The following is a 21,612-nucleotide window of genomic DNA, read 5'->3' on the forward strand; positions in this document are numbered from 1 at the left end:
CTTCCTTTCCATTTTAAGGGGGTAACAGGGAAATTTTTATTTATATTACACGCTGTTTACCATGCAGATAACGCCGCTCTTTTCCACGTATCGGGGGCTACGCAAATATAAATATACCCGTTATCCCAAGCCATCTCTCCCACTTCGCCGGGGGCTGTCGATGAGGCCGGCGTCAGCGATTGCCGGATGCGGATGCTGTCGTCGCTAATATCCAGCTTCGTCTTGGCGTCGGCGTTGCCGATCCCGACATTGCCGCTGCTGCGGTTAATCGCCAGCGGGCTGTCCAGCGCTTGGCCGTCATCAGCATAGCGGATAATTTGCAGATTGGAGCCGGTATTGCTCCCTTTTTCCGCCGAGGAATCGGCCCGCATCGCCCAGCGCGGCGTCGTCACATTCCCGTCGTCCGAGTGGGCCCAGACCAGATCGCGATTGACCCCGCCGGTTCCCGCCACCCGCAAAATCCCGTCCATGACATTAAAATTGGCGGAATGCGTGCGAATCTCGGCCACATCCTGATCGAACGGAATTTCCAGACGCGTAAACAGTTCATTGGCGTTTTTGCCGTCAGGCGCCATCGTTGTTTCGAACGACATATGATTATGATCGTGCTGCTCCGGGTCATTGGCTTTGGCATGCGCGACAATCGCCGCCTTGTCCTTCCCGTTCTCGTCCAGCCAGGAGAGGGCCGGCTTGGCCCGGTCCTTCGTCCACTGCAGCCGGATGAGGTCCGACAAGTGGCCCTCCGAGGCGATCCACTGCTGATCGGTCGACAGATGAATCCGCTCGTTAGGCGGAACCTCCAGACCTCCCCCCGGTAAAGACGATTGTTGAAAAGCACCGGCCGTCGTCTCATGGCCTTGGGCCAGCGCCATTCCCGACACCCCGATCGCTGCGCCAGCCAACAGCACAAGTATCCAACGCGTTATTTTCATCGTGTTTCCTCCTCCTTCTCGTCCGGCGAACCCGCTCCGCGCCCGGCGTTCATCAGGGCGATCCAGCGCACGTAATCATGGACAGCGATGCCGGCGTAGCTCGGATAAGGGGAAAGCGTCTCCTTGACCTGCCTCAATTCGGCATCCATAAGTGAAGCCTTCGAGTTATAAAAGGTCGTGTAATCCGCTTCCGTGCTCGGCAGCGTATCCACGGCCACGATCGCCTGCTTGTTCAGCTTGCCGGCTTCGAGCATAATCGCCTTGGCGCTGGCAATAATGCCGTTGCCGCCCATCGCCGTATTGCGATACGCCATAATGACGACTTGATCGGCCTTCTCCAGCAGCCAGGCGCTAAAGGAATAGTTCGAGCCGGCAATAGCGCATTTGTTCAGCCAGAAAGGAATATCAAAGGCCATCGTCATGCTGCGGTCTGCTTTTCTCACTTCCGATTCGATAAGTCGAATGGTCTCCATCCACATCTGGAGCACCGCCGGCTGATCCGTCTGCCACATGTCCAGCGTGTACGGCTCCACATCAACATGGAAGCCCTGAAAACGTTCGGTCGCTTCCGCCGCAGCGTTATATCGGGTAACCGCAGCAATCCATTGCTGAATACGGCTATGGTTCCGGCTGTAGATCCAATCCGATCGGCCAGCCAGCGCTTCCACCCGAATGCCCAACTTATTCGCTTTGCCGATAAAATTCCGGTAAACGTCCTGTGCGGGAAACGTCTCATAGGGCAAATAAAGGGCCGTCAGCTTGTGGTTGACTGCAAATTCGAGGATGCTGTCGCCCTCCGTTTCAATCAGCCGGCTGTTCCAGATCCAGGTCGATTTGTGCGCTTTGTCCGCCGAAGTGATCAATATCACGTTGCGTTCCCCCACCCAGTCCACATCGGCCCCTAGGCTTTCGCCCACCGCTCTGAGCGGCACCAGCGTCCGGTTATGGTCAAGACCAGCCGGAGCATCCAGCGCCACCTGCTTGCCGTTCAACGAAATCACTTGCTGGCCAATGATAAAAGAAGCTATCGTTTGCTGATGGCGAAACGTTACCTGCTTCAGCGCGCGATCCCACTCGACCGCAGCGCCCAATCGTTCGGCGATCTCCCGCGCCGGCACCATCGCAGCGCCTGTCTGTTCGTCAATGTAGGGCTGGACATCGGTAAAATTCAGGGGTTCCCCGTTGACCTTCACCGTAAGCTCGGTGATTTGGGAGTAAACCGGGAGAAATAAAGGAATGCTGAACACGATCAGGCACAGGATCAAGCGGACCATCGCTCTGACGCCATTCGTTCCCCAACTCACTCCCATACCGGAGACTCCTCCCTGTCGCTGTTTACGAAAAAATACCTATATGGGCATAAAAAGCCCGATTCGCCGCCTCCAGCTGCTCGGGGGTGTTAATCCCCATCACCTCGGTCGGATCGTCGAGTATCAACGCCGCGAAGCGCTTGCGGCTGCCGGACTCTCCCCCTTGCCGCATCACCTTCACGATGTCGGTCAAGTAATACTCCCGCTGCGCATTGTGATTGGCAATGCCGGGCAGCGCTTGAAACAGGCTTTCGTTATCGAAGCAGAAAATGCCCGTGTTGATTTCGTGAATCCGCTTTTGCTCGGGCGTGGCGTCCTTATCCTCGACGATATCGATGACCTCGCCACTGACAGGATCGCGAATAATTCGGCCATAGCCGGCAGGGTCCTGCACGAGCGCTGTCAATACAACGCCCGCGCTGTCCTGCGTCCGCTGGGCCGCCAGCAGTTGCTCCAATGTCGACGAGCGGATCAGCGGCGTATCGCCGGTAAGCACCAGCGTCGATCCGCTGCGGCGGCTGAGCAGACGCTCAGCCTGGAGAACGGCATGCGCCGTCCCCAGCTGAGCTTCCTGCTGCACATACGTCACTCGCGTGCCGAGATACGCTCTCACGAGATCGCTGCGATGCCCGACTACCGCCACAATCCGCGTGATCGGCATCGCTTCCAGCTTGTCCACTAACCGGCCGATCATCGGCGTGCCCCCAACCGGGTGCAGCACCTTGGGCAGCTCCGACTTCATCCGCGTCCCTTTCCCTGCAGCCAGCAAAATAGCGAATACTTCCATGCTAGTAGTCAGCTCCTTCCCGCTCGTTATTCGACCGTCACGCTTTTGGCCAGATTACGCGGCTTATCGATATCGTTCCCCAGTGCCAAAGAGGCGTAATAGGAGATGAGCTGCAGCGGCACAACGGCCAGAATCGGAGCCAGCAGTTGCGGGGACGGCGGAATGAAGCAGATTTCATCGACCGCATTCAGCAGCTCCACCTTGCCTTCGACCGTAATGCCCATCACATGGGCCCCGCGCGCTTTAATCTCTTTGATATTGCTGACGGTTTTTTCGTACAAATCCATATGCGTAGCCAGCGCAATCACCGGCGTATCCTGTTCGATCAAAGCCAGGGTGCCGTGCTTCAGCTCCCCGGCTGCATAAGCCTCCGAATGGATGTACGAGATTTCCTTCAATTTGAGCGAGCCCTCCAGCGCCACGGCGTAGTCCAGCCCCCGGCCGATGAAGAACAAGCTGTGCGCATCCTTGATCGATTCGGCGAACAGCTTCACCTCGTTGGCGTTCTCCAGCACCTTCTCCACCTGAACGGGCAGCGACTTCAAGCCCTTGACCAGCTCGGCGTGAAGCTCGGCCGACAACGACTGTCTTTCCTGAGCCAAATACATGCCGAACAGATAGAAGGCCAGCAGCTGAGCGGTATAGGCTTTGGTCGAAGCCACGGCAATTTCCGGGCCGGCCTTGGTGGCGATCACATAGTCCGCATCGCGGGCAATCGAGCTGGTGGGCACGTTTGTAATCGCCAACACTTTGGCGCCTTGTCTGCGGCTCTCTTGCAAAGCGGCCAGCGTATCCGCTGTTTCCCCGGACTGGCTGACGACAATCACCAGCGTCCGCTCCGTCATGATCGGGTCGCGATATCTGAATTCCGAGGCGATATCGCATTGCACCGGGATGCGCGTCAGCTTCTCCAGCACCGTGCTGCCGACCAGTCCGGCATGAAAAGCCGTGCCGCAAGCGACGATAAAGATTTTATCCACCTGTTGAAAATCGCCTGCTGCATGCGCCAATTCCGGGAAAATGACCTCGCTTCGCTCGTTGATGCGACCGAGCATCGTATTGCGCAGCGTTAGCGGCTGCTCGTGAATTTCCTTGAGCATGAAATGCTCGAACGGCCCCTTTTCCACCTGGTCGGCGCTCCAATCGATATGCAGCAGCTTGCAGGCCGCCGGCTCGCCGGTCTCCACGTTCGTGATGCAGATGCTCTCTTGGGTCAGCACGGCTAAATCGCCGTCCTCCAGAATATAGACGTCGCGGGTATGCTCGATCAGCGCCGAGATGTCTGAGGCCAGGAAGTATTCGCCCTCACCCGCGCCGATCACCAGCGGACTCGCTTGGCGGAACGCAACGAGCTTATCCGGCTCATATTCCGTCATCACGCCGAGGGAATAAGCGCCCTGCAATCTTTGAATCACCTCGCGCATCGCGGTGACGATGTCGCCATCGTAATGCTCGGCCAGCAGATGAGCGATGACTTCGGTGTCGGTTTCGGAGGCAAAGGCGACCCCGCTTTGCTCCAGCTCTTTTTTCAGCTCCATATAATTCTCTACGATCCCGTTGTGCACGACCGTGAATTTCCCCGACATATCCGTATGCGGATGGGAGTTCACATCCGACGGCTTGCCATGCGTAGCCCAGCGCGTATGCCCGATCCCGGCCGTTCCCTTCAACGGCTGCTTGTCCAGTTGCCCCGACAGGTTGGCCAGACGCCCTTCCGCTTTGCTGATCTTGACCCGATCCTGCACCAGCACCGCGATGCCCGCGGAATCATAGCCTCTGTACTCCAGCTTGCTCAATCCGTTCAGCAAAATCGGCTGCACGTCTCTTCGTCCGATATACCCGATAATTCCACACATCGTTGTTTCTCCTCTCTATGGGAAAATAAGGTTATACGCCTACGGCGAATTTCACTTCCTGCTTGCGGATGCCCGTACCCAATTTATAAATATTGTCGGCTTGAATGTCGGCAAAAGCGTTGCGCGTATCGATGATCGGCACACCCAGCCCGGCCAGCTCACGATTGTTGAAGGCGTGGTGATTCGTAATCAGGACCATGCAGTCATAGCTAGCGAAAGCAGACAAATCGTAATCCACAGATTGCACCGTGCGCTCCTCTTTATCGCGGTACGAGACGGCATGCGGATCATAGTAGTCCACATACGCGCCGCTTTCGCTCAGCAGCTCGTACAGCTCCAGCCCCGGCGATTCGCGGAGATCGTCCACATCGGGCTTATAAGCCATACCCAGAATCAGAATCCTGGAATTGCGGATCGATTTGGCATACATATTGAGCACCTGCGAAGCTTTGTAGCGCACATACTCCGGCATGTTATCGTTGATCGACTGCGCCAGCTCGATAAACTTGCTGTAGAAGCGGAATTCCTTCGCTTTCCACGATAAGTACATCGGATCGAGCGGAATGCAATGGCCGCCGATGCCGGGCCCCGGATGGAACGGCATGAAGCCGAACGGCTTCGTCGAAGCCGCCTTGATGACCTCCCAGACGTCAATTTCCATTTTGTCGCACATCATCGCCATTTCGTTAATGAAGGCAATGTTGATGCTGCGGAACGTATTCTCCAGCAGCTTGGACATTTCCGCCACCTTCGGCGACGAGACAGGGACCACTTCCTTGACGACGTGGCTGTACAAGGTCACACCGAGGTCGATGCACGCTTCGGTCGTACCGCCGATCACCTTGGGCGTATTGAAGGTGTTGAAGTTCGGATTGCCCGGATCGACCCGCTCCGGCGAGAAGCACAGGAAGAAATCCTTGCCGACCTTGAGCCCTTGCACCTCCAGCTCAAGCTGGATCAGCTCCTCCGTCGTGCCCGGATAGGTGGTGCTTTCGAGAATGATCAAGGCTCCCCGCTTGAGGTTCTTTTTGATTTCCCGCACGACACTTTGAATATACGAGGTATCCGGGTCCTGATTCTCGCTAAGCGGCGTCGGCACGCAAATGCTGATCGCATCCAGCCTTTGCACAGTATGGTAGTCATCGGTCGGAATAAACCGGCCGGATGCCATCGCTGCGGCCACCTCCTCTTGCGGCACGTCCTGAATGTACGATTGGCCGTTTTGCAGCGCCTCGACCTTGCGGAAATCAAGATCGATGCCGTAGACCGTAAACCCGCCCTTCACCATCTCCATGCATAAAGGCAATCCGACGTAGCCGAGACCGATGACCCCGATTTCGGCCGTTTGGGTCTGAATTTTGTATTTTAAATGGTTATATGCGTTCATGTTATTTTCGCCCTCCCTGTTTTCACGTTGATTGGCTAACCTAACCCAGACGGGAGCCGAGTTTCTTGATTCTCCACTCCAGCTCCGACATCGAAAAGGGCTTCGTCACATAATCGGCTGCGCCCAATTCAAACGCACGGTCCATGCTTTTGGGCAGCTGCTTGTCCGTCAGCACGATGACTTGCCCTTCGCCGCCATAATCCCGCTTGATTTTGTCGATCAATTGATAGCCGTCGAGCACAGGCAGGTTCAGCTCGGTGATCACCAACTGGGGCATCGTTTTGTCGAATTTCTCAAGCGCTTCGCTGCCGTCCTTGGCTTCTTCCACTTGGTAGCCGTTCATTTCCAGCCGCAGCTTGACGAACTCTCTGCTGACCTCGTCCGGATCGGCGATCAGAATCGAGGTAATTGCCTGCTGCGCGCCGTGATGCATGAACAGATGAATGTCCCGGCTCTCGCCTTTGCCTTGCTGCGTCATATGGAGCATGTGCGACAACGCTTGCTCCGTCCATTTCCCGCTTTCCGGGAAGCTGGCGACGACCACTTGCCCTTCGAGCAAAGCTTGCTGCTCCAGAAATTCCTTCAGCACAAGCGACGCATAGTGGGCGTTGATCAGCTTTTGCCCGGCCAGCACGATGCCGAGAAAGCCGCTTGGCTCCAAGTAGAAGCCATGAAGTTTCAAATCCGGCGCAAAGCCGTTCATATAGATTTGCATCTGTTCCAGCACCGTCTGATTGACGGCAGCGCACGGCGCAAGGATCATCCCGCACGGGACGCCTTTTTCATAGAAAACTTGAACGCGCTCCGCTGCTTGCAAGGTTGCTTCTTGGATCGGATCATGAGCTAATACGGCCATCTTCTCCACTCCTCTTGTCTTTGTTATTTATTAAAATGAGTACGGACCATCGTGCCCCACGAGTTGTTATTGCGCAGGAATTGGATATGCCCGTTGAGCCTCCACCAGACGCCGATTTGCCGGTAGCCTGCAAACATCAGCAGCGAGTACAGGAGCATTTTGTTCAAATCGCCAAGCTTGGGATAGCGGCTGAAGGCCCATTCTTCAATAAACAGGGCCCCCAGACTCAGAGCGAAGCAAGAAAACAAATTGACGAGCGAAAAAATCACGACGGTGTACCAGTCCGTCATATTCAGCAGCCAGTAGCCCAATAGGGCGAGCAGGCCGCTGAGCCGGAAATACGGATTCAGCGTTTCAAACAGGATGTTATAGGGAAGGGTCAGCATGCCGAACACCTTGTATTTCGGACGCAGCGCCATGTAGATGCCTTCTTCAATCATGTTTTTCAGATTTCCCCGCCCCCAGCGCTTGCGCTGGCTGCTCAGAATCCGGTACGAATCCGGGGCTTGCGTCCAGCAAACGGCATCCGGGCAAAACGCGACCCGGTAGGGGATTTTATGCTCCAGACAGTAGCGGTGCAGCTTGATCACGATGTTCATATCTTCACCGGGATAACCGCCGCGATAGCCGCCGACGGCGATGACCTTCTCCTTCTGAAACACGCCGAACGCGCCCGAGATAATAATGAGGCCGTTCGCAGCACTCCAGCCGATTCGCCCGCCGAGGAACGCTTTCGTATACTCGACGAGCTGCAGAGCGGGCAGCAGCTTGCGCGGAAAGCGCACATCCTTGACAATCCCGTCCTCCACGGTGCAGCTGTTCACGATACGCACATTGCCGCCGACGGCGACGGTTTCCTCGGGATTTTCCATATAGACCCGGGCAATTCTCGTCAAAGCGTCCTTTTCCAGCAAGGAGTCGGCATCAATCGTCGCAATTAAGGCATGGTGGGAAAGGTTAATGCCGGCGTTTAACGAATCCGCCTTGCCGCCATTTTCTTTATCCACCAAATATAGATTGGGATACTCGGAATTATAGTAAACGCCTCTGATTTTTCCGGTCTTGATGCTGCTGGAGAGCACCGGATGGATCCGCTCCAGCTTGAATTCGGCAATCATGTGCTGCAAGGTCTGGTCCTGCGAACCGTCGTTGACGACGATCACCTCATATTCGGCATAATGGAGCGCCAGCAGCGACCTTACGTTCTCAATAATGGTCAGCTCCTCGTTATAGGCCGGTACCAGCAGCGAAACCGGCGGCAACTGGCCGGAGCCAGACAGCTTCTGAATCCGATTGTAGCGGATGCCCCGCTTGAGCGAGAAAATATGGCGGATGGAAAACCCAAAAATAAAGTAATAAAGCACGGTAACGAGCACGACGTAAAAGATTGCGGCATAGCTGTAATAAAACAAAAACGTCCTTAACCCGTGCAAAAAGGAATCCCACGCCGTTTGATACCCGAAAACCCACATGTTTACGCACCCCTCCTATACGACTCGATAGATACGTTTCGATTTGCGAAATAGTTTGTCATAGGTATACGTCAGTGTGTTGTATTGCATCAGCTTGTCCCAATGGTGCAGCTGCATCGACAGCTGCTTGATTTCATCATCAATGATTTGCAGGATGAACTGTCCGCGCTCCGTTCCTTGCGCCGCTGCCGCCCGCTCGCACAGCGCCGTCATGCCAAGCTCGCCCATGCGCAGCAGACCTTTGGCCGAGGCGTGTACGATCCGCTGATCGGCGTCGCCCAAAGCGGCTTTCAGCATCTCGACATATACCGGACTCTTGAGCTCGGCCAACGCTTCGATCGTCAAGCGGCGAATGTCCAGATGCGGATGGCTCAGCAGCTTGCTCACCACATTACCGGGCAAAAGACGTGAGCTTTGCAGATACAAATCGACCGCTTTGCATTGAATATCTTCATGCCGGGAATCCAGCAACCGGAAGACCGCGGAAGCCACAGCCGGGTCGGTGTAGCCCGTGAGCCCGATCAGTCCGACCCGAACGTAAGCCGGTTGCTCGTGACCCAGATAGTCGGTGTACAACGGACCTGCATCGACATCCGAATCGGCGATCATATCTACGATCAGCGCGTAGCCCATCTTGTCGCGCTCCAGCAGCGTCTGCACGAGCGCTTCCAGCTCCTGCCGGCTGCCGGCGCACTTGGCGGCAGCGCGGGCGACGACATACCGCGCCGAATTGAGCGGATGCTCCTTGAGCATGGCCAGTAAACCCGGCGCCGCCTCTTTCACCCGCATACAGCCCAAATGATACGCGGCATCCAGCTTGACCCGGTACATGCGGCTGTTAAAGCGCTCCAGCTGCCGCTGCACCAGCCCGAGGTCCCGGCAAAGCCGGGCCAGCTTGTGCCGCTGTTCGCCCGAGAACATTTCGATCATATCGTTCAGCTTCTCCTGCATTGCCTCCCTTTCCACCGGATTCATCGTCCAGGGCGGGACTCTGAGCGGCTCCGCCCCCTCCAGATTGGCCTGCACATACGTCAAGTAAATCTTAAACTTCGTTTGAAACCGTTCGTTCAGCTTGCTCCTGCGGATATTACGCAGCTTGACGGCATAAATGACCGCCATAAACAGCAGATTAAAAGCCACAATCACATATAACGCTTGTACGGCTGCTTGAATATGGGTGTACACGCCTGCACGCTCCTTATCGTCATTTGCCCGAGGGCTCGGGGTGGGTACCAGTAACGGGGCCGCTCAGCTTGTGCAGCGCCTCTTTCATGATGTAGTAGCTTTGTTTGGGCCGTTCCACATACTCGACTTGATCCTCCCAGCCCTGCCATTCATACAGCGGCATCGCCGACACCGCCACCGGCTGCGCCGCTGTCGAGCCGCCGTCCCGGCCCACGACTTGATCGTTCTTCACGATCCACGGCACGAAACGAACGCCCTTGACCTTGGTCACGGCAAATGAGTTCCGGCTCGGCGGATCGTAGTTGATGACGCTCAGCGAGCTGGGATCGCTGAATCCGAGCAGCATCCACGGAATGCGCAGTTCCAGCACCTGCCCTTGAACCTGCCACATCGCCTTCGAATTGTAATCGGGACGCGTCGGATCGCTGTAGCCCCGCTCCAAAATGCCAACCTCGACATCGCCGAACGGATGATTCACCCTGGCGTCGGGATATTCCAGCAAATAGTTGACGGCCAGCTTCCAGGGCTTGAATATCCCCGAATCGTCCTGCTTCTCCTGCGGATCGATCTCCGGCAGTCCGGCATGCTCGTACAAGCGGGCATGGATATCGTAATTGGCCGCGATCGTGAGGCGTCCCTGTCCCTCCTGTTCGCCCGACAGCTCAATTAATGTCTCCAAACCTTCATCCAAGGTCATCCCATGCAGCTGAGGTCCATGCCGATTGCCGCCAGGCAGCGTATCGGCCCCGAAGTAGATGCTTTCCTGCGTCGGATCGAACGGCTCGGACAGCTTGGCCATCACGTACAGATAACCTTCGTCATGCGTCGCCCAGATTTCCGCAAAGCCGGGAGCCTGCACATCGAGCCGTTTCTTATCGTCTCCCAGCTTGTCCCAGTCGGCAGCGTCGCCATCGATGCGGATCGCTTCGTCCTTGCCCGGAAACATCCCCAATACTCCGAAGAAGGACTCGTTGGTCAGCGTATTGTACCAATACGCCCGGCGGTCGGCTTCGTCATAGCGCTGGGTGTTCCACGTCTTTTTGAACCATTCGTCCTGCCAGGTGAACAAAATCGCTCCCGCATAGCCGGCCCCGTGAATGTGCTGCAGCAAATCGGCATCGATCTCTCCCTGCTGCTTCTCGCTATGGCCGCCTTGATTGCGGCCGAGCATACCCAAATGGGCTACACCGAGCGAAGCCGGCACGCCGTATTCGGTCACCATCACCGGCATGCCGGGATGGGCGGCTTTTAATTTATTCAGATAGGTCGTGTAGCTATCCGCTTGGCCCTGACTGTTGGTCATCTCCTGAAATGACTTATCAAAAGTAAAGAAATCGGGATAGTAGGGATAAACGTGGTACGAGGCGAAATATCCCGCTTCCCAGTCAACTGCTTCAATATGCGTCGGATCGACACTGACCATATCCTCTTCCACCAGCGGCTCGCCCGGGTGGGTCAACGGGTCCGTCGTTACCCAATTGGCGAAAGCAACGGGATGCTGCCAGCCGTATTGGATTTCCGATTGCGCCGCCGTATCGACCATCAAGGCCAGCCACTTTTCAAAAGCGTTCGCTCCCGGCTTGCTGCGGAAATGGGTTCCCGCATAGTCGGGGGTATCGGCGTGCAAATCGTTGGTTCCCTTCACCATCTTGGGGTCCCATTCCGTACCGACAAGCCAGCCCATCAGATAGGGGCCGGCATTGTACTTGTAGGTGCCCCCCGCTTTGCCCGAATGCGGCTCGGGCGTCAGCGTCGTCTTGCCGTACACCGCAGCAACCGCGTCCTTGATTTCCTGCTCGAATTTCGTCTTGATCTTGGGATCAAAGGCGTCCTGCCCTTCGATCAACTGCTCCTCGGGGCTCCAGATGCCCTGAATATAATACAGTGGATCCTTTTGGTGCTTCATGTTGTACTTGACCAGCGCCTCGTAAAACTCCGGCATCATGATCGTATACACGCGGATCACATTCGCCCCCATATCCTGAATCATCCCGAACCATCGCTCGTATTCATCCTCGGAAATGGCCAATTCGCCGGGAAAATGTCCGGGGATCGTCGCCCCCATATTGATTCCTTTGGCAAAATAGGGCTGCCAGGCTTGATGGCTGTAAGTCTCCACATTCGTTCCCACGGTCCTGAACTTCACATGGATCCCGCTAGCCAGCGTCGTGCTTTCAATCCTGACAAAAAGCGGGCGCAGCCCGTAATACAAACCACCGGCTGCAAGTACTGCCACAAGCCCCATCGTTAACAACCGTTTGCGCCACTTGTGCATCGTCTTCACCTTCGATAGTTTTTCTGTTTGGTAGACCGTCTGTTGCCATGTTACGACATGCGGGGAGGGTTTGTCTGTTTTCTAAGTATTAAACATTATGATCCTTTCGAAAACATTGTGTCCCTTGTTTAACATTTGTTATCAAAGCTTGAACAGACTGTGAGCAAACGATGAAAAGGCTCTAATCTTTCGTTATTGATATGCCGGTTAATAACTTGGTATAGAGTTCATAGCCCGCGCTCGCTAGTATGAAGAGGTACCGACAAATTACCATTTTAAAGGAGGAAGTTAGTATGAAAAAAAGCAAGCTCTGGCTCATCGGGTTAACGGCAATTCTCAGTGTGGTGCTGATTCTTTCATCGGCATCGGCAGCAACCGTATTTTCGGAACCGCTTACTTATTTCAACGGGGCAACGTGGCAAAAAGCGGACGGCTACTCCAACGGAAGCATGTTCAATTGTACCTGGAGAGCCAACAACGTCAGCTTCACCAGCGGCGGCCAGCTGCGCTTGGGCTTGACCAGCTCGGCCTACAACGTATTTGATTGCGCCGAATACCGCACCGTCAACAAGTACAGCTACGGCAAATACGAGGTCAATATGAAGCCGGCCAAAAACATCGGGATCGTCTCTTCGTTCTTCACCTACACCGGCCCGTCCGACGGTCAGCCTTGGGATGAAATCGACATCGAATTCCTCGGCAAAAACACGAACCAGGTCCAGTTCAACTACTACGTAAACGGCGTCGGGGGACACGAAAAGGTCATCGACCTCGGGTTCGACGCTTCGCAGGGCTATCACACCTATGCCTTCGACTGGCAGCCGACATATATCAAATGGTACGTGGACGGCGTCCTCAAGCACACCGTTACCGGCAACAGCTCGACGCTGCCTTCACACGCCAGCAAAATTATGATGAACATCTGGAACGGCAAAGGCGTTGACAGTTGGCTGGGCTCCTACAACGGTGCGAACCCGCTTTACGCCTATTACGATTGGATCAAATATACAAGCAACTAAGCCACCTTCAGCCCACCTTTGCTCCACATCAAAATGAGACCGCTTTCGCGGCCTCATTTTGTCATTTGTTTTCCGCCGCAGCCCGCGACGCATACCACTCGTTGGCTTCGTGCGTGATCTGCACGCCGCCGTACCGCAGCCAATCGCTGACGAAATCGTCGAACCGGGCGGGGTTGTCGGCAAACAGTTGGCTGCGCATGCTCTCCAGCTCCAGACTGCGCAGCAGCTCGCCTTGCGCCTTCATCGTCGGCCCCAACGGTCCGCGGAACTCATCCGGCCGCGAAGCCGCTTGCTGGGACAATAGCACACGGGCGACAGCGTCGGGAATGGTTGCAAGCATCTTCGACGGAATCCGTGCGCCGTCGTAGGTCAGCGTATAAGAGGCTACGCGCACCAGACCGCCCGGAATCTGCGCCGGGTCCGTGGTCGGGCCCATCTCCGTCTCGGCCCAGTCGTAGTCCTTGGCCAGCCCGTTGGCAAATTCGCCTTGAGAAGTCGCATAGTAGTCGAACAAATAGTTCTGATAGGTGAAAAAAATATCCGGCCGCTTCATGTTCTTGTTAATCAGAATCGCCCCGTTCACCGGGATCGTGCCCCTGCGCTGCACGCTGCCCTGCGGGCCGGCCGGCAGCGGGATCGGACGCACGACCGCGCCCGGATTAGCGGCCGTCAGCTCGCCCAGCGGCCAGCCGTACATCCAGACAGGCCCGGCGACGATGCCCGCCTTGCCGGCAACGAACAGCTCGGCAGCCTTCGTCTCGTCGTACCATTCGCTGGCGCGCGAGATGTAGCCTTCGTCGATCCAGCGGCGCATCAGCTTCAGCGCCTCGCCCGCTCCCGGCTGCACCGAGCCATAGGCCAGCTTGCCGTCCGCTTCCTTGTTCCACTGCATCGGCACGGTGCCAAATGCGCCGAAAATCCAGCTGGAGTCGCCCATCCACGTGCTCGTGCCGTTGCGCAGCCCAATCGACAAGCCGAACGTGTCGTCAAGGCCGTTGCCGTCCGGGTCGTCGCGCGTGAACGCAGCCAGCACCGTCTCCAGCTCCTGCATCGTGCGCGGGATCTGCAGCTTCAGCTTGTCCAGCCAGTCCTGGCGCACCCACAGCACCGGATCGGTAATGTATTGATAATCGAGAATCGGAATCGCCATCTTGCGACCGCCGCGGATATAGGAATCCCAGGCTTCAGGGTCCTCCTGCATCGCCTGCTTCCACGTCTGCGACGCGTATTGCTCGAACAGGCTACCGGCCTCGCGGAACTGGCCCGAATCGATCAGCTCCTGGGTAACGGCGCGGTCGCGCGTCGTCACAATATCGGGCAAATTGCCCTTGGCCGCCTCCAGCCGGAGCTTGTTGTCATAGCCGCCGTTCGCTTTGGGAGCCGTCCAGGCGTACCGGATGCGAATGCCGAGCCGTTCCTCAGCCCAGCGGATATGAACGTTATGCTCCAGATTCTCGCCGTATTTGAATTGCAGATCGGGATTGATTGAACCGACGGTAGTTAGGGTGACGGGCGGAGAATAGCGGCCTGTTGCGGTATCGAAATGTACAGCATCCTCCGGGGCCGACCCGGTCTTGCTGCCTCCTTCCGGCCCTGCGTTTCCGCAGCCGGATGCCAGCGTCAGCAAGCCTGCCGCCAGCAGCATAAATGGAATCCGTTTCATCTGCAGCCCTGCCTTTCCGGGCGATTTTCATTTCCTCCATTTTACCACGAACCGGCAGCGATTTTGCTATACTGAGAAGAAACAGCCGCCCGTACCGGCAAGGAGGATGACGTTTGAAAATCCGCACCAATTTATTTATCAAAATCATGCTTGTACTCAGCTCGATGATCGCCGCCACGCTGATTTTCTACGGCATCTCCTTTCAGAAAAACGTCGCGGTCATCACCGGCCAGATTACTTCGTCGGAGCTGAATCATCTGGATTTCTTCACCCGGCAAATGGAAAGCAACATCAATCAGCTGGCCGGCAACGCGTATACGCTGCAGCACGATCCGACGATCCGCAGCTATGTGCAGATGAAGGAGCTCGGCCGGCTGGTCGATCCGAACAAAATCACGCTGACCGCGTTGGAGAAGCTCGCGCTGCAGACCAGCTCCAGCACCTGGAGCAGCCGGATTACCGTCTTCAACGTCCATACGCGCGAAGCGATGTCCTCCGACTCCACCGTTTCGTTCCAGTCGGGCCTGCTGCAAAAGCCGCTGCCCCAAGGCTGGACCTATGAAGCGCCCGAGACCGCAAACGGCGAGGGCAGCTTTCACTTGCTGCTGGCCGACCCTGTGGATTATGCCGATACACCGGAGCGCGCCAACATGATCATTGAGGTCAGCTTTCCCGTCTCCAATTTGCAAAAGCTGATGGCCGACTACCAGCATGAGGGCGGAACGTTTCTCTACCATGCCGGTCTGGCCCCGATCGAAAGCCAGCAAAGCGCAAGCTCCACAGTTCGCGGCATCGTATCGGGCCTGCCCGCTTCCATTGGCACCGCGCCATCGTCATTTACGGCAATCGTCGATGACAAGCCTTATCTGGTCAGCCAGATTCCGTCTGCGACGCTGGGATGGAGCATGATGCACTACACGCCGCTGGAGCAGATTTTGTCGCCGATTCGCGCGGTCAAGCTCTATTTTATCGTCGCCTGCCTCGCCCTGCTCGCCTTTGCTTCCGTGTTCTCGCTGCTCTTGTTCCGGCAGGTGCAGCACCCGATCAGCCGTCTGCTGAGCGCCGTCAATCAGTTGAAGCACGGACGCTGGTCGACGCGCGTGCATTCCACAAGCCGCGACGAATTCTCCGTCCTCAACCGCGGATTCAATGAAATGGCTGAACAAGTGCAGGATTTGATCGAACGGGTTTATCTGGAGGAGCTGCGCACGAAGGACGCGTACCTCAAGCAGCTGCAGGCGCAAATCAATCCGCATTTTCTGTATAACTGTCTGTTTTTCATGAAAAGCAAAGCCAAGGTCGGCGACACCGACGCCGTTGAAGCGATGGCGCTGAATCTCGGCGAATATTACCGCTATATGACCCGGATCGACCGTTCGCTGACGACCGTCCGGCAGGAGCTGAAGCTGCTGGACAACTATTTGTCGATTCAAAATTTGCGCAAGCAGCGCATCGAATATACGGTGGACATCTCGCCTGAGCTGCTCGATATCCAGATTCCGAATCTGCTGATCCAGCCACTCGTCGAGAACAGCATCGTACACGGCATCGAGCGGAAAAATGGACTGGGCCGCATTCACATCAGCGGCCGGCCAACCGGCGACGGCTTTCTGCTGGCCGTGGAAGACAACGGTGCCGGCATGGATGCCGACGGGATGGACAAGCTGTGCGCCAGACTCGCGCTGCCGGCGCGGGCCGAAGGCGAAGGCGGCTACGGCCTGTGGAACGTGCACCAACGGCTCAAGCATCATTACGGCGGAGCTTCCGGCCTGTCAGTTGCGCCATCCGCACTGGGCGGCATGCGCATAACGCTGGATATCCATATGAAGGATATGAAGGAGAGTTGAACCATGCTGCAAATTTTGCTTGTCGACGACGAGCCCTTTGTCGTTGACGATTTATCGATCACCGTGCCGTGGTCCGATCTGGGCTACGAGCAGGTCCACGTCGCCTATTCCGGCCAAATGGCGCTCGATATTCTCCAGATCAACCCGATCGATGTCGTGCTGAGCGATATCAGCATGCCGGAAATGAACGGCCTGCAGCTGATCGGGCACATTCGCAGCCGCTGGAAGCATATCAAATGCGTGCTGCTGACCGGCTACGCCGAATTCGATTACGCCCGCAAAGCGATTGAGCTGCAGGCCAGCCGCTACCTGCTCAAGCCGCTCAGCGACGAAGAGCTGGTCGAGGTGCTCGGCGAGCTGCGCGAGGAAATCCGCCGCGAGTGGGACACGCTCGCTTCCTACCAGCTCACGATGCAGACGCTGCGCGAGCATTTGCCGCTGCTGCGCGACAAGCTGCTGAACGGCTTGCTGCAAGGACGCCGGTTCGCGCACAGCCAGCTGGCCGAGCAGCTGAGCAAATACCAGTTGGCGTTCAAGACCGATGCGCCGGCCGCGCTGATGATCGTGCGTCTGGAGGATTACTTCCAGAAGCACGATACGGACAGCCTGCTGCTGTTCGAATACGCCATCGTCAACATTGCCGGCGAGCTGTTCGGCCAGCATTTTCAGCTATGGAGCTGCAAGGATGCGCACGACTATATCGTCTTTCTGCTGCAGCCCAAAGCCGATGAAAGGGGCGGCGCGGCGTTCGGCGGCGAAGCGGATGAGGCCCAGATGTGGCTGATTCAGACGGCCTGTCAATTACAGCGCAACGTCAACGCGCTGCTCAAGGGCGAAATTTCGGTCGTTACGACCGAATGGGGGCTGTTCCCGGCCGCTGTCGGCGACATGTATCAGACCGCGATTGCCACGATCCGCCAATACATCGGCCAGGAAACGAGCGTGTTCCTGACTGCGGGGCAAGCGCCACCCGCGCACAAGGTTCCGGCGCTGCTGGCGCTGTATGAGCCGCCGACGCTGCTGCATCTGTTTGAAGCGAGCCGGTGGGACGCCATCCACGACAAGCTGCAGGCTGTTTTTGAGGAGCTGAAGGAACGCAACGCCCACTCTGCCGAGCATCTGCGGGAAGCGCGCAGCAGCCTGGAGACGGCTTTTTATTATATCGCCCACAAAAACAACAAGCTGCTCGCCGAAATCGTCGGCGACGCGCTGGAAGAAGGGAAAATCTTCCATTCGCCGGACAGGCTGGCGGACTGGGCGGCCCATATCGTGGGCAAGCTCAAGGAGCATTTCGAGACGGAACGCAAGGATTTGCGCGCCGGGCTGATCGAACAGGTACACGCTTATGTCGACAGCCACCTCAGCTACATTTCCCTGCAAGCGATTGCCGACCACGTCGGGCTGCATCCGGTCTATTTGTCCAAGGTCTACAAAACGATGACCGGCAAAAGCATCGGAGACTATTTGTTCCAGCTCAAAATGGAAAAAGCCGCACACCTGCTGACCAGCAGCGAGCTGAAAATTTATGAAATCGCCGCCGAGCTCGGCTATTCCAGCGCCCATTACTTCATCAAGCTGTTCAAGGATTACAGCCGGATGACTCCGCAGGAGTACAGAGACCGGGCCGCCCCCCACAAATCAACCAAATCAAACAACCCTTAACCGGCGCGGAGAGCGAATCTCCGCGTCTTTGCCAAGGGTGCCCGGTGTCGGGTTACGTGCTCAGACCATGCGCTCCCCTCCCATCTCAGGATTTGACGGCTCCCGTCATCGCGCCTTCAATAATGTAACGCTGCAGGAACAAATACAGGAGGATCAACGGACTGGCCACGATCACCAGCGCCGCCGCCAACAGCGTCCACTGATTGCCGAATTGCCCGTAGAACTTGTACAAGCCCATCACCACCGGGAACAGCCGCTGATCCGAAAAATAAATGTTCGCGCCGATAATGTTATTCCACACCCCGATCGCCTGCAAAATCGCGCTTGTCGCCAGCACCGGCTTGATCAGCGGCAGCATCAGCGCCAGAACGAACCGCGAATACGTGCAGCCGTCCATACTCGCCGCTTCATCCAGCTCGCGCGGAATCGACTTCATGTAGCCGGTCATCAGCATAAACCCGAGGCCAATCCCCATATTGACCAAAATAAACCCCGTCCGCGTATTGTACAGCCCCATAGCGTGAATCAGATTCCACTGCGGAATCATATTGTTCGGCAAAAAAATCCCCATCATGAAAAAAACATAAATCAAGCCGCTCCAGCGGACATACCCGCGCGACACCGGAAAAGCCGCCATCGCCGAAATCAGCACCGAGCCGGCCACCGCGACGCCCGTGTACAGCAGGCTGTTCCAGATGTACGTGCCGAAGCTGGCCTTTTCCCAAGCTGCCACATAGTTGGCAAATTGAACGTGCCGCACCCAGCCCACCGGATCCAGGGCAAACTCCGCATCGGCCTTGAGCGAAACGTTAAACAAATACAGTAGCGGATACACATACACCACCACCGTCAGCAGCATGATCGCATAGCCGAGCGGGCGCGGTACCAGATGAGCCTTCATCAGATTTGCACCTCTCTTCGACGCAAGTAAAATTGCGCGATGACCGCAGCAATCAGCACGATGCCGAACTGCAGCACCGCCACCGACGACGCAAAGCCCTGCCGCAAATTGCCCGCATTCCCGCCAAAAGCCGAACGGTACACCTCATAGCCGAGAATGCTCGTATTGAAATGCCCGCCCGTCAAAACAAACACGATATCGAACGTTTGCAAAGAACCGATAATCGCCAGCAGTACGTTGACTGTCACCGTCGGAGCCAGCATAGGCCACGTAATATGGGCAAAAGAGGACCACGACCGCGCGCCGTCGATATACCCCGCTTCGTAAAGCTCGCCGGGAATCGTCTGCAAACCGGCCAGAAAAATCACCGTCGTATAGCCCATCGCCCCCCACATCTGTACGAAAATCACAATCGGGAACGCCATCGTATACGAGCCAAGGAACGTCGACGAGCTGTCGAACAGCCCCCACAGCTTCTGCATCGGGCCGTCCATCGGGTTGAACATCAGCGTCCAGACCAGCCCGAACACCGTCACGCCAAGAACCACCGGCATAAACACGAGCGAACGGTAGAACAGATGCCCCCGCAGCTTGGAGTTGATCACAATCGCCAGCAGCAAGCCGATGGCCGTTTGCAGCAGCGTAACCGACAGCGAAAAGACGACCGTGCGCTTCATCGAAGCCACATATACGGGCGTCCTTGCCGAATGAAACAACTCCTTGTAGTTGTCCAGACCGATCCAATGCCAGCCTACCCCCGACACCCCGGAAATATCCGTAAACGAATATACGATCGTAAACATCGAAGGACCAAAAGCGAACAGCAAATAAATCAGCAGCGCCGGCAGCAAAAACCCGTAAGGCGCCAGCCTGCGCCATCTTCTTCCAAAGGTGTACATGTATCGCAGCTCCTGTCTATATAGAAGATTGGAGGCAGGTGATGCCTGCCTCCAACAAAGGGTCGAGCTATTTACTTGGCGTTTTTCATTTCCATTTCCCATTCCTGCTGCATCTTTTGCACGATTTCCTGCGGCGATTCGAGACCCGCCGGCTTGAGGAAATGTACCGGAGCCGTGCTGCCGCCATAGTCGCCGGAGCCCTGAGGCGCCTGCCAAATATTTTCCATCGACAATTGCATGCCGCTGACGGCCGGAGCCATCTCCTGCAGGAACGGGTTCGTGAAGGTCACATTCGGCTGCGTGGCCAGCAGCCCTGCGGTATTGATAAATTCGTTGTAGTTCTCCGGCTGCGAGATGAACGCCAGATACTTGATCGCGGCTTCCTTGTTCGGCGACTTGGCCGCCACCAGCAGCGACATGTCGTATTTGCCGAAGAACGTCTGATTGTTTTCCGGCTTATCGCTGGCCGGCATCGGGAAGTAGCCGAATTTCAGATCCGGGTTGGCCTTCTGAATCGATGAAGCGTTCCAGATGCCGTCAGGCAGCATCGCCGCTTTGCCGGAAGCGAAGCGACCGACAACGGAGGCGTAATCGACGCCCATGAAATCTTTTTCCGTAAAATTGAGCATTTGCTGGTATTTCGTCAGCACTTCCGTAAACAGCGGATCGGTGAATTTCACTTCGCCCGCCCAGAGCTTTTTATCCAGACCTTCGACATCCGGCTCAATCGCTTGCAGGAAGCCCCCGGCTACCATGTTCAGCGGCCATACGTCCTTGCCGGCCAGCGTAAACGGCGCTACACCGCTGTCCTGCAGCTTTTGGGCCACCGTCAGCATCTCGTTCCACGTCTTGGGCACCTGCAGGCCGTTTTTATCAAACATTTCCTTGTTGTAAAACACGCCCGTGTACGTCACCTTGCCCAGATTGACGCCCCACACCTTGTCCTTGTAGGTCATCGAATCCTTTAACGCGGCCGGATCGTAGTTTTTCAGAAAATTCTGGCCCGTCAAATCCTCAATCAGCCCGGCGTCGATGTACTGCTGCAGGCTCGGCACGGCTGCGCCCTTGTGCCAGTCCTTCTTGGCGTTGATCGCAAAATCAGTCACGATGTCGGCATCGTTCGCATTCAGCCGCGTTTGCAGCAGCGTCTGATAGGCCGCGTCCGGCTTCGACGTATCGAACGTAATCGTAATGTTCGGATACTTCTCGTGAAATTTTTCGTTGATCTTGGTCAAGGCGGCCAGATTGGTCGGCTGCTCCCATGTCGCCAGCTTCAGTGTAATCGGCTTTTCGCTGCCCGCCGTCGCTGCAGCGGACGGCTGAGTCGAGCTGCCCGCCTCCGGGCTTGTGCTGCTGCCGCAAGCGGTAAATACCAGCGCCATCGAACAGGATAGCCATACCGCTAATGCTTGCTTGTTCAGTAACCGTTTCATTGTGAGATTCCCCCAGCTCTATGTTTGGCAGATCGGCTCATGCGCGTGGCCTGACGCTGCCTGATTTCAGTATAAAATTGTCTTCAAAACCACTAAATAACAAATCGCAAGCTTGCATATCAAAAAAA

General features: G+C 56.4%; 16 protein-coding genes. 3 read left to right on the forward strand and 13 right to left on the reverse strand.

Features of this window, described 5'->3' with window-relative positions; genetic code table 11:
• Positions 1-56 precede the first annotated feature (56 nt).
• Genes B5M42_RS12530 through B5M42_RS12570 form a run of 9 tightly spaced genes read right to left on the reverse strand, consistent with a single transcriptional unit; the run spans position 57 to position 12,060 of the window.
• Positions 57-932, reverse strand: coding sequence for a hypothetical protein (locus B5M42_RS12530; RefSeq protein ID WP_134754348.1), 876 nt, complete (start codon positions 930-932; stop codon positions 57-59).
• On the reverse strand, positions 929-2,242 hold the full coding sequence (locus tag B5M42_RS12535; RefSeq protein ID WP_134754350.1) for a stalk domain-containing protein: 1,314 nt from the start codon (positions 2,240-2,242) through the stop codon (positions 929-931). Before B5M42_RS12535 ends, B5M42_RS12530 begins: the two co-directional genes overlap by 4 nt.
• A gap of 25 nt (positions 2,243-2,267) precedes the next feature.
• A complete protein-coding gene (locus B5M42_RS12540; RefSeq protein WP_134754352.1) occupies positions 2,268-3,029 on the reverse strand; it encodes a sugar phosphate nucleotidyltransferase in 762 nt (253 codons plus the stop codon).
• A 26-nt stretch (positions 3,030-3,055) separates the two neighbouring features.
• Positions 3,056-4,885: a glutamine--fructose-6-phosphate transaminase (isomerizing) gene (gene glmS / locus B5M42_RS12545; protein WP_134754354.1), complete on the reverse strand. Its 1,830-nt coding sequence runs from the start codon at positions 4,883-4,885 to the stop codon at positions 3,056-3,058.
• Positions 4,886-4,916: 31 nt separating this feature from the next.
• Positions 4,917-6,272, reverse strand: a complete 1,356-nt coding sequence (locus B5M42_RS12550; RefSeq protein WP_134754356.1) for a nucleotide sugar dehydrogenase — start codon at positions 6,270-6,272, stop codon at positions 4,917-4,919.
• Positions 6,273-6,312: 40 nt separating this feature from the next.
• On the reverse strand, positions 6,313-7,128 hold the full coding sequence (locus B5M42_RS12555; protein WP_134754358.1) for a response regulator transcription factor: 816 nt from the start codon (positions 7,126-7,128) through the stop codon (positions 6,313-6,315).
• A 23-nt stretch (positions 7,129-7,151) separates the two neighbouring features.
• Complete coding sequence (locus tag B5M42_RS12560; protein WP_134754360.1) at positions 7,152-8,600, reverse strand: glycosyltransferase family 2 protein; 1,449 nt, start codon at positions 8,598-8,600, stop codon at positions 7,152-7,154.
• Positions 8,601-8,615: 15 nt separating this feature from the next.
• Positions 8,616-9,785 (reverse strand): HEAT repeat domain-containing protein, encoded by a 1,170-nt coding sequence (locus B5M42_RS12565; RefSeq protein WP_134754362.1) that lies wholly within the window; start codon positions 9,783-9,785, stop codon positions 8,616-8,618.
• 19 nt (positions 9,786-9,804) lie between these two features.
• Positions 9,805-12,060: a hypothetical protein gene (locus tag B5M42_RS12570; protein ID WP_134754364.1), complete on the reverse strand. Its 2,256-nt coding sequence runs from the start codon at positions 12,058-12,060 to the stop codon at positions 9,805-9,807.
• 293 nt (positions 12,061-12,353) lie between these two features.
• Between B5M42_RS12570 and bglS the strand changes: the two genes are divergently transcribed.
• Positions 12,354-13,079: a beta-glucanase gene (gene bglS / locus B5M42_RS12575; protein ID WP_134754366.1), complete on the forward strand. Its 726-nt coding sequence runs from the start codon at positions 12,354-12,356 to the stop codon at positions 13,077-13,079.
• Positions 13,080-13,140: 61 nt separating this feature from the next.
• Here the strand turns inward: bglS and B5M42_RS12580 are convergent, their stop codons facing one another.
• Positions 13,141-14,742, reverse strand: coding sequence for an extracellular solute-binding protein (locus B5M42_RS12580; protein ID WP_134754368.1), 1,602 nt, complete (start codon positions 14,740-14,742; stop codon positions 13,141-13,143).
• 113 nt (positions 14,743-14,855) lie between these two features.
• Between B5M42_RS12580 and B5M42_RS12585 the strand changes: the two genes are divergently transcribed.
• Complete coding sequence (locus tag B5M42_RS12585) at positions 14,856-16,589, forward strand: sensor histidine kinase (RefSeq protein ID WP_134754370.1); 1,734 nt, start codon at positions 14,856-14,858, stop codon at positions 16,587-16,589.
• 3 nt (positions 16,590-16,592) lie between these two features.
• On the forward strand, positions 16,593-18,251 hold the full coding sequence (locus tag B5M42_RS12590; protein WP_134754372.1) for a response regulator: 1,659 nt from the start codon (positions 16,593-16,595) through the stop codon (positions 18,249-18,251).
• Positions 18,252-18,336: 85 nt separating this feature from the next.
• Here B5M42_RS12590 and B5M42_RS12595 read toward each other — a convergent pair whose 3' ends face one another.
• From B5M42_RS12595 to B5M42_RS12605, 3 genes are all read right to left on the reverse strand, one after another.
• Positions 18,337-19,152, reverse strand: a complete 816-nt coding sequence (locus tag B5M42_RS12595; RefSeq protein ID WP_134754374.1) for a carbohydrate ABC transporter permease — start codon at positions 19,150-19,152, stop codon at positions 18,337-18,339.
• Entirely contained in the window at positions 19,152-20,051 is a 900-nt protein-coding gene (locus B5M42_RS12600) for a carbohydrate ABC transporter permease (RefSeq protein ID WP_134754376.1), read from the reverse strand. The genes B5M42_RS12595 and B5M42_RS12600 overlap by 1 nt, the downstream gene beginning before the upstream one ends.
• Before the next feature lie 71 nt (positions 20,052-20,122).
• Positions 20,123-21,484: an ABC transporter substrate-binding protein gene (locus B5M42_RS12605; RefSeq protein WP_134754378.1), complete on the reverse strand. Its 1,362-nt coding sequence runs from the start codon at positions 21,482-21,484 to the stop codon at positions 20,123-20,125.
• Between the last annotated feature and the right edge of the window lie 128 nt (positions 21,485-21,612).

The organism is Paenibacillus athensensis (genome assembly GCF_004514475.2).
GTDB classification, from domain to species: Bacteria; Bacillota; Bacilli; order Paenibacillales; family NBRC-103111; genus Paenibacillus_AL; species Paenibacillus_AL athensensis.